Origin of the sequence: Nocardia pseudovaccinii NBRC 100343 (genome assembly GCF_001613225.1) — a bacterium.
In the GTDB taxonomy this organism is placed as follows: Bacteria; Actinomycetota; Actinomycetes; order Mycobacteriales; family Mycobacteriaceae; genus Nocardia; species Nocardia pseudovaccinii.
In genome coordinates this window covers 1-13,274 of the sequence record NZ_BDBY01000211.1, presented here as the reverse complement: position 1 = coordinate 13,274, position 13,274 = coordinate 1, and the positions used below count along the sequence as shown (strand labels likewise).

At 65.1% G+C, this 13,274-nt stretch carries 15 protein-coding genes; 7 read left to right on the top strand and 8 right to left on the bottom strand.

All coding sequences use genetic code 11. The features are described from left to right. The first annotated feature begins 31 nt into the window (after positions 1-31). Positions 32-616, top strand: a complete 585-nt coding sequence (locus tag NP3_RS27245; RefSeq protein WP_063044479.1) for a Uma2 family endonuclease — start codon at positions 32-34, stop codon at positions 614-616. On the opposite strand, the gene NP3_RS27240 is transcribed toward NP3_RS27245, so the two are convergent. The 6 genes from NP3_RS27240 to NP3_RS27215 form a co-directional block, all read right to left on the bottom strand. Continuing rightward, the gene (locus NP3_RS27240; protein ID WP_063044459.1) at positions 613-1,320 is read right to left on the bottom strand and encodes a heme-binding beta-barrel domain-containing protein; all 708 of its coding nucleotides are present in this window, start codon (positions 1,318-1,320) and stop codon (positions 613-615) included. The two genes, NP3_RS27245 and NP3_RS27240, sit on opposite strands and share 4 nt — an antisense overlap. A gap of 183 nt (positions 1,321-1,503) precedes the next feature. Next, entirely contained in the window at positions 1,504-1,809 is a 306-nt protein-coding gene (locus NP3_RS27235; RefSeq protein ID WP_062988334.1) for a DUF1416 domain-containing protein, read from the bottom strand. A gap of 4 nt (positions 1,810-1,813) precedes the next feature. Further along, entirely contained in the window at positions 1,814-2,647 is an 834-nt protein-coding gene (locus NP3_RS27230; RefSeq protein ID WP_063044458.1) for a sulfurtransferase, read from the bottom strand. A gap of 31 nt (positions 2,648-2,678) precedes the next feature. Continuing rightward, positions 2,679-3,167 carry a DUF4395 domain-containing protein gene (locus tag NP3_RS27225; protein WP_063044457.1) on the bottom strand — a complete coding sequence of 163 codons (489 nt, stop codon included), beginning with the start codon at positions 3,165-3,167 and terminating at the stop codon, positions 2,679-2,681. 322 nt (positions 3,168-3,489) lie between these two features. Next, the gene (locus tag NP3_RS27220; RefSeq protein ID WP_063044456.1) at positions 3,490-3,930 is read right to left on the bottom strand and encodes a thioredoxin family protein; all 441 of its coding nucleotides are present in this window, start codon (positions 3,928-3,930) and stop codon (positions 3,490-3,492) included. Beyond that, positions 3,927-4,733 (bottom strand): LmeA family phospholipid-binding protein, encoded by an 807-nt coding sequence (locus NP3_RS27215; protein ID WP_063044455.1) that lies wholly within the window; start codon positions 4,731-4,733, stop codon positions 3,927-3,929. The genes NP3_RS27220 and NP3_RS27215 overlap by 4 nt, the downstream gene beginning before the upstream one ends. A gap of 183 nt (positions 4,734-4,916) precedes the next feature. Between NP3_RS27215 and NP3_RS27210 the strand changes: the two genes are divergently transcribed. From NP3_RS27210 to pstB, 6 genes are all read left to right on the top strand, one after another. After that, positions 4,917-5,684 carry a winged helix-turn-helix transcriptional regulator gene (locus NP3_RS27210; RefSeq protein ID WP_063044454.1) on the top strand — a complete coding sequence of 256 codons (768 nt, stop codon included), beginning with the start codon at positions 4,917-4,919 and terminating at the stop codon, positions 5,682-5,684. A gap of 64 nt (positions 5,685-5,748) precedes the next feature. Then, positions 5,749-6,660: a mycothiol synthase gene (mshD, locus tag NP3_RS27205; protein WP_063044453.1), complete on the top strand. Its 912-nt coding sequence runs from the start codon at positions 5,749-5,751 to the stop codon at positions 6,658-6,660. 249 nt (positions 6,661-6,909) lie between these two features. Continuing rightward, positions 6,910-8,025 (top strand): phosphate ABC transporter substrate-binding protein PstS, encoded by a 1,116-nt coding sequence (gene pstS, locus NP3_RS27200; protein WP_157124569.1) that lies wholly within the window; start codon positions 6,910-6,912, stop codon positions 8,023-8,025. A 91-nt stretch (positions 8,026-8,116) separates the two neighbouring features. Next, positions 8,117-9,091: a phosphate ABC transporter permease subunit PstC gene (gene pstC / locus NP3_RS27195; protein ID WP_174566266.1), complete on the top strand. Its 975-nt coding sequence runs from the start codon at positions 8,117-8,119 to the stop codon at positions 9,089-9,091. Next, the gene (gene pstA, locus NP3_RS27190; protein WP_063044451.1) at positions 9,091-9,996 is read left to right on the top strand and encodes a phosphate ABC transporter permease PstA; all 906 of its coding nucleotides are present in this window, start codon (positions 9,091-9,093) and stop codon (positions 9,994-9,996) included. The genes pstC and pstA overlap by 1 nt, the downstream gene beginning before the upstream one ends. A 14-nt stretch (positions 9,997-10,010) precedes the next feature. Then, positions 10,011-10,787: a phosphate ABC transporter ATP-binding protein PstB gene (gene pstB, locus NP3_RS27185; protein ID WP_040686399.1), complete on the top strand. Its 777-nt coding sequence runs from the start codon at positions 10,011-10,013 to the stop codon at positions 10,785-10,787. Between the two features lie 212 nt (positions 10,788-10,999). Here pstB and phoU read toward each other — a convergent pair whose 3' ends face one another. After that, positions 11,000-11,662, bottom strand: coding sequence for a phosphate signaling complex protein PhoU (gene phoU / locus NP3_RS27180; RefSeq protein ID WP_063044450.1), 663 nt, complete (start codon positions 11,660-11,662; stop codon positions 11,000-11,002). Positions 11,663-11,762: 100 nt separating this feature from the next. After that, positions 11,763-13,274 (bottom strand): LCP family protein (locus NP3_RS27175; protein ID WP_063044449.1); only part of this gene is annotated, 1,512 nt, incomplete at its 5' end.

Genomic DNA, 13,274 nt, shown 5'->3' with positions numbered 1-13,274 from the left:
GTTCTACCTCGGCAGGCGCTACGCTGGGGCAATGACCGTTGAGCCGTTTCCTGACTGGGTGATTCCACCTGCTGGTGGGTTCACAGTCGAGGACTTTCTGGAGCTGCGCGGCCTTCCGAAGCATACCGAGTTGATCGATGGTGGTCTGGTCTTCGTGAGTCCGCAGGAAATGTGGCACAGCCGGTGCGTGTCGGTTCTCTGGCGGGACCTCGATCAACAAACTCCGCCGGATCTCTATGCTGACCGTGAAATGGCCGTCAAACTCGGACCGCGTCAGATGCCGGAACCAGATGTCCTGGTGGTCAGCAAAGCGGCGACTCGTCGAGCAGGTCTATCCACCTACTACTTCGCTGAGGACGTTGTTCTTGCTGTCGAGGCAGTGTCTCCGGATTCCGAAGAACGCGACCGGGAGACGAAGCCAACCAAGTATGCGAAGGCAGGAATCCCGAACTACTGGAGGGTCGAGCGTCGTGACGATGAAGCCGTTGTCTACGTCTACGAACTCGACCCCGCCACAGCAACTTACGGCCTGGTCGGTATCTTCCACGACCGCCTGAAGATCAACGTGCCCTTCCCGATCGACATCGACCTGACATCGATCTGGCCGCGCGACTAACCGATGTAGCGCTGCAAACGGGCCGAGAGGCGGGGTTCGAGGGGGCCATCGGCGACTACCCGCTCCTCGACGTACGCGAGATCACCGCCCTCGACGATGCCGTACAACCGTTTGGCTCCGCCGACGACGATGCCGGATTGGCTGCGGATGACGACATCGGTGGCCAATTCCCAGGAGGACTGGGTCAGGGCGGTGCCGTAGAAGAGTTCGACGATGCCGGTGCTGTGGGTCAGCAGCAGTTCGATGACCTCGTCATCACCGTCGATGCCGACCCGCCAGAAGCCGCTCTCACGCAGATCGGGTCCGCCGTAGGAGCCGTCGGATTCGATGACCCAGGAACGCGAGTCCCAGGCCAGGTAATCGCCCCCGTCGTGGGAGACGATGATCTGCTGGCCGAAGCGGTAGTCGCCGCGAGCGGGATCGTTGCCCTCGCCCTCACCGCGCCACACGCCGACCATCGGCAGCAGCGCGAGCATCGACGAACTCAGATCTGGGCCGAGCCGCAGATTCGCGGTGTCCTCGGGCAGCGGCAGATCCGGTAGCACCGGAATATTGCGCGCACCAGTCCATTTCGCCCGTTCGGCAGCCTCGGCCACGGCCTCGTCGCCACTGCGGCGCGGCGCGGACTCGGCCGGACCGTTGCCGTTCAGTTGTTCACTCGCTCGCTCGGCCGGGTTGGAACCTTCGCTCGCGAGTTCACTCATGATTCGGTGAACAACCGGTAGAAGACGTACAGGCCGAACCAGCCGATCAGAACGGCCACGGCCACCAGCAGAATCTCGAAGAAGAGGACCACAACTGGAGTCTAACGAGTTGCGTCCCGCCCAGCACAACGGCCCCGTTGCTTCCCAGCTACCGGGAAACGACGGGGCCGTCGGCGCAATTACTTACTTGGCGACTGCCACATCCACGGCGTGGATGCCCGCGCCCTCCGGACGAACCTCGGCCGAGCCGTTGCCCGAGGAGGACAACGCGCGCACGGTCCACGCGCCCGGCGCCGCGAAGAAGCGGAAATCACCGGTGCCCGAGGCCACGACCTCGGCGGTGAAGTCACCGTTGCCGTCGAGCAGGCGCACGAACGCGCCGCCGACCGGCTGACCGTCAGTGCTCAGAACACGGCCGGTGATGACCGTTTCCTTCTCGACATCGACTCCGGCCGGAATGGCCTGTCCCTGGGTAGGTGCTGCGCACATGTGATTACTCTCCCAATTCGATCGGTGCACCGACGAGCGAGCCGTATTCGGTCCAGCTGCCGTCGTAGTTCTTGACATTCTGGTGGCCCAGCAGCTCCTGCAGCACGAACCAGGTGTGCGAGGAACGCTCACCGATGCGGCAGTAGGCGATGGTGTCCTTGGATCCGTCCAGCCCGGCCTCGCCGTAGATCTCGGTCAGCTCGGCATCGGACTTGAAGGTGCCGTCCTCGTTCGCGGCCTTGCTCCACGGCACGTTGATGGCGCCCGGGATGTGGCCGGGACGCTGGCTCTGCTCCTGCGGCAGGTGCGCCGGAGCCAGGATCTTGCCGGAGAACTCGTCAGGGGAGCGCACGTCGACCAGGTTCTTGATGCCGATGGCGGCAATGACCTCGTCGCGGAACGCGCGGATGGTCAGGTCGGGTGCGGCGGCCTTGTACTGGGTGGCCGGACGGTTCACGGCGTCGCGGGACAGCGGCCGACCGTCGAGCTCCCACTTCTTGCGGCCGCCGTCGAGCAGCTTGACGTTGTTGTGGCCGTACAGCTTGAAGTACCAGTAGGCGTATGCGGCGAACCAGTTGTTGTTGCCGCCGTAGAGCACGACCTCGTCGTCGTTCCCGATGCCGCGCGCCGAGAGCAGATCGGAGAACTGCTCCTGGTTCACGAAGTCGCGACGAACCTGATCCTGCAGGTCCTTCTTCCAGTCGAGCCGAACGGCACCCTCGATGTGGCCGCTGTCGTAGGCGGAGGTGTCCTCATCGACCTCGACGAAGACGACGCCGGGGGCGTTGAGGTTCTCTTCGGCCCAGTCAACGGAGACCAGGACATCGGAGCGAGCCATGTTGTTCCTTTCGGGGTGGTGACTTGCAGTGTCAGTTCGCCGGGGACGGGTTCCGGCGGAGTCGGGCGACCAGCGGATAGATCTGGCAACCCAGGCAGATCCCGAACGCCGCATTCAAGAACGCCGCGAACAGGGCGAAGCCGGCGAACACCGCGCCGACGACGGTGGAGCCGACCAGGAAACCCAGCAGGCTGACGGCACTGAAGACCAGGCCGAGTAATTGGGCGAACCGCAGCGGTGCCACGGGTTCGGTTTCGAGGGTCGGACCAACGCGCGGCGCGACGAACGCGGCGAAGATCCGGCCGTAGGGATGCCGCCGGGGCCCGTAGGCCGCGCCGATCGCGAAGACCACCGCCTGTGCGGCGACGAGCACCGCGGCGACCGGCGTCGAAACGGCCGCTGCGAGCAGGATCAGAACGAGGACACCGATGGTGACCCACGCGGCGAAGCGTGGCCCGCGCACATCTACGGCGGCGGGAATCCCGTTCTCAACGGCTATGTTTCGGGAATTTGTGGACATTGTGCGTACTCCTGCGCTGAATTTCGCTGTTGGCGGGAAAAATGCCAGTTCGCCGGGGGATCAAAAGATCACTCGCACGACGGACGCAGGTCGGCATCAGGAAATCTGACGGAGCCGACCGCTCAGCCACACAGGCAGCAACAACCACCGAGGCGACACAGATCAACTGTGCGGCGTCGGGTGAGCATCAGCTCGTGGTTGGCTTGCACGCAGAGGAGTTTACCTGGTTCTGCCGGAGAATTGGACCCGGGGTTCGTCACAGTTGCTATCAACCCTTGTCACGCCCGGTTTTTCCACCGTCAGGGGCGATTCACCGGAAGAGTTACCCCACCGTCAGCGGCTCGAGTGCGGTACGCAGGTCCGCGGACTTGGGGACCCCGGAGATCCGGAATCGTTCCCGCCCTTCGATATCGAAGACGAAGGTGGTCGGCAGCGAGAGCACGTTCAGTTCTTTGGCCAGCGCGGGCTCGGCATCGATATCGACCTCGATATCCAGCGGCGGGCGCGGCGATCCGGACAATTCCTCGGTCACCCCGGCGACTACGCGACGCACCGCATCGCACGGTCCGCACCAGTCGGCGGAGAAGTGCAGTACCGCCGGGCCCGAGTTGTCGGCGCCGACCGATGCCAGCAGACCGGTGCGCGCCGATTCATCCTGTGCCTCGGTGTCGCTCGCGCGCAGCTTGCCGTTGCGGCGCTGCAGCACCACTCCGACGGCCACCGCGGCAAGCACCACCATCAGCAGGATTGTGATTTCAATCATGGTCGCCGCAATCTGTCCAGGTCGATGGTCACGTTCTCGGCCTTGGCCTCGATGACGATCTGGCCGCCCTGTGCGGAGACCTTCGTCGGCCGTAGCCCGAACGGGAGTTCGTTCGTATCGATTGTCCGGGTGAACTGCTCGAGCACCTTCGGACGCTCGGTATCGGTGACGACCGCGGTCGTCGTGGCGTCACCCGTACCACGGTAGATGCTGGTCGCGATGATCTTCACCTGATCGCCGTCGACCACGAGGTCTGCGGTCACACTCACATTGTCACCGCCGAGCGGTGCACCCGGCTTACTCGGAGTCTTACCCGGCATGGTGCCGGTGAGCAGGAGCTGCCCGCCGGTGGTCATACCGGACCCGCCCGATCCGCCGGTTCCGTCGGATTTGTTCCCCGGCGCCGAATGTACTTGCAGGTCCGGGATTTTGAACAGCCTGCCGAGTTCGGTCGGCTCGAGCCGCATCTGCCCCTCGACCCGATCCACCGGAATCGCGCGCACGTTCCCGTCGGTGAGGTCGCCGATGGAGAGGTGAGCTCCGGTCAGCGTCGCGCCGACCGAGATTTCGCCGGGGATATCGGGTCGCATGACGCGCGCGCGGATATCGACGGTCTGGTATCGGCCGTCGAGGGCCTGGGTGAGAAAGGGGAACCCATAGATGACCACGTCGGGGTCCGCGGTGAGGTCGGCGCCGACACGCAGGGCACGCGACACGCGGTACTCGGAGTAGGCGGCGGCGCCGAAATCGATGACTACCGCCAATGCCGCGAGGCACAGCAGCCCGATGATCAGCTTGCGCATGCGGGCAACACTACTTGGCGGTGTCTTTCGGGTATCGCACGTCTGCGCCGAGGTGCCACACTAACCCCGGATAGCGAGGTCATCGGCGTTCACGCGCTAATCTTGCACCGATTACCTGTGATCAAGCGACGTGGCCCCGGCGGTGTGGCTGATGTCCGGAGCTACTAGATGGGAGGAGGGCTTGTGGAGCTGCTCCTGCTGACCTCCGACCCCAACCCCGAGTCGGTTCTGCCCGCGTTGTCACTGCTGGCGCACAATGTGCGCCCGGCGCCGACCGAGGTGGCGTCCCTGCTCGAGGCGGGGACCGCGGATGTCGCGCTGGTCGATGCGCGCACCGACCTGGCCGCGGCCCGTGGCCTGTGCCGACTGCTCGGCAGCACGGGGTCGTCGGTGCCGGTGGTCGCCGTGCTGACCGAGGGCGGGCTGGTCGCCGTCAATGCCGACTGGGGCCTGGACGACATTCTGCTGCCCGGTACCGGACCGGCCGAGCTGGACGCCCGGCTGCGCCTGCTGGTCGGCCGCAACGGCGGTGTCGCGAGCCCGGAGAACACCGGCAAGATCACTCTCGGCGAACTGGTGATCGATGAGGGCACCTATACCGCCCGGCTGCGCGGTCGCCCGCTGGATCTCACCTATAAGGAATTCGAACTCCTCAAATACCTCGCGCAGCACGCGGGCCGGGTCTTCACCCGGGCCCAGCTGCTGCAGGAGGTCTGGGGTTACGACTTCTTCGGTGGCACCCGCACGGTCGATGTGCATGTGCGCCGCCTGCGCGCCAAGCTCGGCAGCGAATACGAATCGTTGATCGGCACCGTGCGCAATGTCGGCTACAAGGCCGTACGCCCCGCGCGCAACAGCACCAAGGGCGACCACGTCACCTTCCCCGACGACGAATCCGCCGAGGGCACCGACGATTCCCCGCCCGTCACCGTCAACGGATCCGTCCCATAGCGGATGGAATGGCGCGCGGTATTCGCGCGTTCGTCGCGATGACGGATCGACGAGGGAGACGCTGATGGGTGAGACGACGCTGCGGTGGAGTACGGAGCTCGATGCCGAGGTGGCGCGGGCGGTGCGCGAACTGCTGGAGCGGGCGAGTGCCGAAGACGGCGTCGCGCCGGTCTCCGAACAGGCTGTCCTCTCGCTCGTCGCGACCGATTCCGGGGCCGAACATCTGGTGGCGCTGCGTGACGGTGTCGTCGCCGGTTACGCGAATCTCGTTGCCGCGCATGGCGAACACCCCGCAATGGCCGAGGTCGCCGTCGATCCGGCTGCGCGCAACCATGGCATCGGTGCGGAATTGGTCTCGGCCGTGCTGACAAAGGGTGGATCGGCTGCTCGGGTCTGGGCACACGGAAATCGGCCCGCCGCCCAGGCGCTCGCGGCCCGGCTCGGACTGCGCGTCGCACGGGAGTTGTGGCAGATGCGGCGGCCACTGGCAACGCCGGAGCTACCGGAGTTGGTCGTTCCGGGAGATAACGCGCTGCGGACCTACGAAGGCGCCGCCGACGACGCCGAACTGTTGCGCGTCAATAACGCGGCCTTCGCCTGGCATCCGGAACAGGGCGGCTGGACCGAGCGGGATATCGCCGTCCGCCGCGAAGAGTCCTGGTTCGATCCGAAGGGGCTGTTCATCGCGGTGGATCCGGCCGATCCGGACCGCATCCTCGGATTCCACTGGACGAAGGTGCATTACGAGGAGAACCCGCCGGTCGGCGAGGTTTATGTAGTGGGCATCGACCCGGCGGCACAGGGCCGGGGCCTCGGCCGTCTGCTCACCCTCGCGGGCCTGCGTTACCTGCGCGAACGCGAGCTGCCAGAGGTTCTGCTCTATACCGAGGCCGACAACACCGCGGCCGTGCACACCTATACGCGACTCGGCTTCGAACCGTCACATATCGATGTCGCTTATTCGGCCGCTGACTGAATAACAGGCGGCTCACCGGGGTTGCTCGAGTAACACTGGGGCAAATGTCACACATAACGGGACTATTAGCGCCGGGCTGTTCACCCTCCGTTCACTCAGCCTGGTCCAAATGTCAACCGAGCGACCTTACGTTACATAAGGGCGGCACAGTTGCCGCCTGGTGCGCAAGTTCCCCGCGAACGGCACCACGAAACCCGCCCGGGCCGGTGAGGGACCGGGCGTGTCGAACGCGATTCCCCGGAGGAATAAGTGAACTTCAAGCGCAGCAGCGCCCTGATCGGTGTGCTGGCCGCCGTCGCCATGCCCCTGGCCGCCTGTGGCAGCGACGACAACAGCACCTCGTCCAGTGGCGATTCCACCGCCAAGGTCGATGTCGCCTGTGGCGGTAAGAAGGCCCTCAAGGCCAGCGGTTCCTCGGCTCAGAAGAACGCCATGGACCGCTTCGTCGCCGCCTACGAGGCCAACTGCAGCGGCTCCACGCTGAACTACACCTCCAGCGGTTCCGGCGCCGGTGTGAACGAATTCCTCGGTGGCCAGACCGATTTCGCGGGTTCGGACTCCCCGCTGAGCGACAAGAAGGGCGAGCCCGCCAAGGCGCAGGAGCGCTGCGGCGCCCCGGCGTGGAACCTGCCGACCGTCTTCGGCCCGATCGCCATCACCTACAACATCGACGGTGTGAGCGATCTGGTGCTCGACGGTCCGACCGCCGCCAAGGTGTTCAACGGCACCATCGCCACCTGGGACGCGCCGGAGATCAAGGCGCTGAACCCGACCGCCAAGCTGCCCTCGGACAAGATCTCGGTGATCTTCCGCAGCGATGAGTCGGGCACCACCGACAACTTCCAGCTCTACCTGGACGCCGCCTCCGACGGCGCGTGGGGCAAGGGCGCGGGCAAGACCTTCAACGGCGGTATCGGTGAGGGTGCCAAGGGCAACGAGGGCACTTCGGCCGCCATCAAGAGCACCAAGAACTCGATCACCTACAACGAGTGGTCCTTCGCCAAGGCACAGAACCTGTCCATCGCGCAGGTCGTCACCTCGGCCTCCAAGGATCCGGTCAAGCTGACCCCGGAGTCCGCGGCCAAGGCCGTCGACAGCGTGAAGATCAAGGGCGAGGGCAACGACCTGGTGCTCGACACCTCGTCGTTCTACAAGCCGACCGCGGCCGGTGCGTACCCGATCATTCTGCCGACCTACGAGATCGTCTGCTCGAAGTACGCCGACGCCGACACGTCCAAGGCGGTCAAGGCATTCCTGACCTCGGCCGTCAACAACGGTCAGAAGGGTCTGGACACCGCGGGTTACGTCGCGATCCCGGACAAGTTCAAGACCAAGCTGACCACCGCGATCAACGCCATTTCCTGATAGCTGCCACGCCATGACCGTGCACCCTGAGGTGACCGCCGCGGGCCAGTCGGATTCGACTGGCCCGCGGGCGGCTGGAGATACTGCCCCTATGTCGAGTGAACCGAGCACCGAACCGGCCTCACCGAAGGCCCGCCCCGGCCACAGCCAGCGGGCCGAGGTCATCTTCCGGTCGCTTGCCACCGCCGCCGGTGCGACGGTCGTGGCGGCCATCGCACTGATCGCGCTATTCCTATTGATCCGTGCGTGGCCCTCGATCATGGCGAACGAGGCGAACTTCTTCACCACTAGCGAGTTCAACACCACCAATGCCGATCACCTGCGATTCGGCATCCGGGACCTGCTCATGGTCACGGTGTTGAGTTCGATACTCGCGCTGGTGATCGCGGTGCCCATCGGTGTGGGCATCGCACTTTTCTTGACCCACTATTCGCCGAAGCCGATGGCGCGTCCGTTCGCGATGCTCGTCGATCTGCTCGCGGCGGTGCCGTCCATCGTGTTCGGTCTCTGGGGCTTCCTGGTGCTCGCACCGCGGCTCGAACCTGTCGAGACCTTCCTGAACAAGAACCTCGGCTGGTTCTTCCTGTTCTCCGACGGCAATGTGTCGATCTCCGGTGGCGGCACGATCTTCACCGCGGGCGTGGTGCTGGCGGTGATGATCCTGCCGATCATCACCTCGGTTTCTCGCGAGGTCTTCAACCTGACACCTCTCTCGCATATCGAGGCCGCGCAGGCGCTCGGCGCGACCAAATGGGAGATGGTCCGGATGACGGTGCTGCCCTACGGCCGCAGCGGTGTGATCGCCGGTTCCATGCTCGGCCTCGGTCGCGCGCTCGGTGAGACGATCGCGGTATTGGTGATCCTGCGCACCTCGGCACAGGCCGGTCACTGGTCGCTGTTCGACGGCGGCTACACCTTCGCCTCCAAAATCGCCGCGGCCGCATCGGAATTCAGTCAGCCTCTGCCGACCGGCGCCTACATCGCGGCCGGCTTCGTGCTGTTCGCGCTGACCTTCATCGTCAATGCGCTGGCGCGGCTCGTGTCCGGTGGAAGGGTGAACGGGTAATGACCACCACGACGACTCTCGACAAGCCGGTCAAGGCGCCCACCTTCCGGCATGTGAGCGCGGCCCGCCGCCTCAAGAACAACATCGCGACCGGAGTGGTCTGGGCCTGCTTCGCCATCGCGCTCGTGCCGCTGATCTGGGTGCTGTTCATGGTGGTTTCGAAGGGCCTCGAGTCCGTCGTCTCGCCGGACTGGTGGCAGAAATCGCAGAAGGGCATCCTGCCGGACCAGACCGGTGGCGGTGTGTACCACGCGATCTACGGCACCATCGTGCAGACCGTCGTCGCCGCGATCCTGGCGGTGCCGCTCGGCATCATGGCCGCGGTTTACCTGGTCGAATACGGGCGTGGCGTGCTGGCCAAGGTCACCACGTTCATGGTCGACATCCTCGCGGGTGTCCCGTCGATCGTCGCGGCGCTGTTCATCTTCGCGCTGTGGATCGCGACCTTCGGCTTCCCGCAGAGTTCCCTGGCGGTATCGCTGGCGCTCGTACTGCTCATGCTCCCGGTGGTGATTCGCAGCACCGAGGAAATGCTGAAGCTGGTTCCCGACGAGCTGCGCGAGGCGTCCTACGCGCTCGGAATTCCCAAGTGGAAGACCATCGTTCGGATCGTGGTGCCGACCGCCGCGCCCGGCATGATCAGCGGCATCCTGCTCTCGCTCGCCCGCGTCATGGGTGAGACGGCGCCGGTGCTGGTGCTGGTCGGCTACAGCAAGTCGATCAATACCAACCTGTTCGACGGCAATATGGCGTCGTTGCCGCTGCTGATCTACCAAGAGTTGGCGAACCCGGAACCGGCCGGCCGAGCCCGGGTGTGGGGCGCGGCGTTGACGCTGATCCTGCTGATCGCCCTCTTGTACGCGGCGGCCGCGGTCGTCAACAAGCTGCTCACGCGGAACCGATAGAAGCGAACGGAAAAATGGCCAAGCGGATCGACGTCAAAGACCTGAATATCTACTACGGCAAATTCCATGCGGTTGCCGATGTCAAGCTGTCGGTGCTGCCGCGCAGCGTGACCGCCTTCATCGGCCCGTCGGGTTGTGGTAAGTCCACCGTGCTGCGTTCGCTCAACCGGATGCACGAGGTGACCCCGAATGCCCGCGTCGAGGGCGCGGTGCTGCTGGACGGCGAGGACATCTACGGCTCCACCGTCGACCCGGTCGGCGTGCGCCGCACCATCGGCATGGTGTTCCAGCGCCCGAATCCGTTCCCCACCATGTCGATTCGCGACAATGTGGTGGCCGGACTGAAGCTGCAGGGTGTGCGCAACAAGAAGGAGCTCGACGAGGTCGCCGAGCGTTCGTTGCGCGGCGCCAACCTGTGGAACGAGGTCAAGGACCGGCTGGACAAGCCGGGCGGCGGCCTCTCCGGTGGTCAGCAGCAGCGTCTGTGCATCGCGCGCGCCATCGCGGTATCGCCCGATGTGCTGCTGATGGACGAGCCGTGTTCGGCGCTGGACCCGATCTCCACCCTGGCGATCGAGGACCTGATCACCGAGCTGAAGAAGGAATTCACCATCGTCATCGTCACGCACAATATGCAGCAGGCCGCGCGCGTGAGTGACCAGACCGGCTTCTTCAACCTGGAGGCACAGGGCAAGCCGGGCAAGCTGATCGAGATCGACGATACCGAGAAGATCTTCTCGAACCCGGGCCAGAAGGCGACGGAGGATTACATCTCCGGTCGCTTCGGATAAGAAGCAAAACCAAAAGGCCCGCACTGTGGTGCGGGCTCCTCCGCCTCCCCGCACCTTCAGGCGCCAGACTCATGTGCCCGAACGCGCGGGGAGGCGGCTGGCGGTACGAGCGCATCACGTCAGCCCGTACCCGGCGTTACCCATGTGCTCACGAAATCAGTTGAGCCAGCTGGAAACAAAAGGCCCGCGTGCAGACGCGGGCCTTTTGAGTTTCACAGCTCGGCGTCGGGGTCCGGCGGCAGCTCACCGGTAACAAGGAAGATCACCCGGCGGCCGATCTCCACGGCGTGGTCGGCGAAGCGCTCGTAGTAGCGGCCGAGCAGCGTCACATCGACGGCCGCGGCGACGCCGTACTTCCAGTCGCGATCCATCAGCAACGTGAATAGGTGACGGTGCAGATCGTCCATCGCCTCGTCGTCCTCGTTGAGCTGCGCGGCGCGCTCCGGATCACGGGACTCGAGCACCTCCTTGGCGCCCTCACCCATATTCACCGCGATGCGGCCCATTTCCGCGAAGTAGCCGTTCACCGCCTCGGGCAGGGCGTGGTTGGGGTGGCGGCGCCGGGTCACCTTGGCGACGTGCAGCGCCAGCGCGCCCATCCGGTTGACGTCCTGGACGATCTGGATCGCGCTCACTACCTGCCGCAGATCACCCGCCACCGGCGCCTGCAGCGCAAGCAGGGCAAACGACTTCTCCTCGGCATCGGTGATCATTTCGGCGATCCGGTCGCCTTCGCTGATCACCGACTCAGCCAGAGTGAGATCGGCCTGGAGCAGTGACTGGGTGGCCCGTTCCATCGCCGAACCCGCCAGACCGGCCATCTCGCCCAGCAGGTGGGCAAGGTCGGCCATTTGCTCGTTGTAGATGACACGCATGAAAAGAGACACTAGTGCCAGGTGCTGACCTAGTCACCAACTCTGGGTTAATGGGTGGTGCCGAACGTTAGCGAGGGCGTTGCCCCAGCTCGCGGCGGCACTACTTGCAGGTTTCGTCGGCGGCGTTGACGTGCTCCAGGTCCGAGGGCAGTGTGACCGGTTCCGCACTCGCCACGGTGACCGAGACATTCGAGATCGGATCGCCGACCGGCGTGGGAGTGCGAATGGTCGGGTTGTCGGCGCCGATCACTACCTCGACGATGCCACCGAGACTGTTCGACTGCTCCATCGTCGCCCCGGGCAGGGAACTGGCCACCGTGGCCGCCTCGGCCTCGTGGCCGGGCCCGAAGCGCACCTTGGTGGCGACCTCGGAATTGCCGCCGGAGTAATTGCCGGTGTTGTAGATCTGGAAGCCCTGATTGCCGAGCTTGGTCGCCGCCTTGTTGGCCGCCCCTGCCGTCTCCGACCCGTTGGAGACCAGCAGCGATACCGAACTCGGATCGACCGCGGTCAGCTTCGGCGGCGCCGGCTGGGCCGATGGGATCGAACCGGGGGCCGGGGTCGACTTCTTCTCGCCGGGCAGCGGCTGGTCATCGATGATGGCGCGGAAGATCGCCTTGATATCCGAATCGCGCGGGATCTCGTTGCCGTAGGAGGTGGTGCCCGCGGTCGGGATGGTCAGGAAGGTCACCGCGCCCGCGTCGACCTTCTGCAGCGAGCGGCCCAGGGTCAGCAGGTCGGTCGGTTGCACCTTGTCGACGAAGGTGTGGCTGGTGAATGCGGAGATGAAGCCGTTCAACTTGCCGGGATCGAAGAGCACCCGGCTCGACAGTGCGCCGCGCAGCAGCGAGGCCAGGAAGCGCTGCTGCCGGTTGATCCGGTCGTAGTCGCTGCGTTCCTCGCCGTAGACGTGCCTGGCGCGCACGTAGTTGAGCGCGGTCTCGCCGTTGATGTGCTGATGGCCCGAGTTTCCCAGCACGGTGCCCAGGATGCCGTCGATGATGGGCTTGGGCGTGCAGACATCGACGCCGCCGACCTGATCGACCATCGCCTCGAATCCGGCGAAGTCGATGCCGATGAAGTGTCCGATGCTCAGACCCGTCATCTTGCGGATCACATTGACCAGACACTTCGGTCCGGCGAGCGCGTACACAGCATTGAGCTTGTCGCCCATGGCCGAGGGGAAGACCTCGTTGGTGTATTCGGCCTTGTCGTTGTCCCAGCCGTTGCACTGCGGCCGGGTGACATCGAGGTCACGGGGGAACGAGACCACCACGACGCGCGAACGGTTCTTGGGGATGTTCACCAGCATGACGGTGTCGGCGCGGGAGCCTTCGGCATCGTCCAGAGTCCCGGCACCCACCTGGCCGTTGACGCCCGCGCGGGTGTCGGTGCCGACGAGCAAGTAATTCTCGTCGCCGAGCTGCGCGCCGGAGTCGACCACGTCTTCCGGATGGTCGTCGAGCGCGGAGACCTGGGTGAAGCCATTGGCGGTCGAACGTAGATAGCTCCAACCGCCGCCGGTGACCAGCAGCGCGACCACCGCACAAATTGTCAGGGTGGCCCGGCCCGCGACCTGCAGCCGCTTATTGCGGCGCTGTCGGCTCGCGGC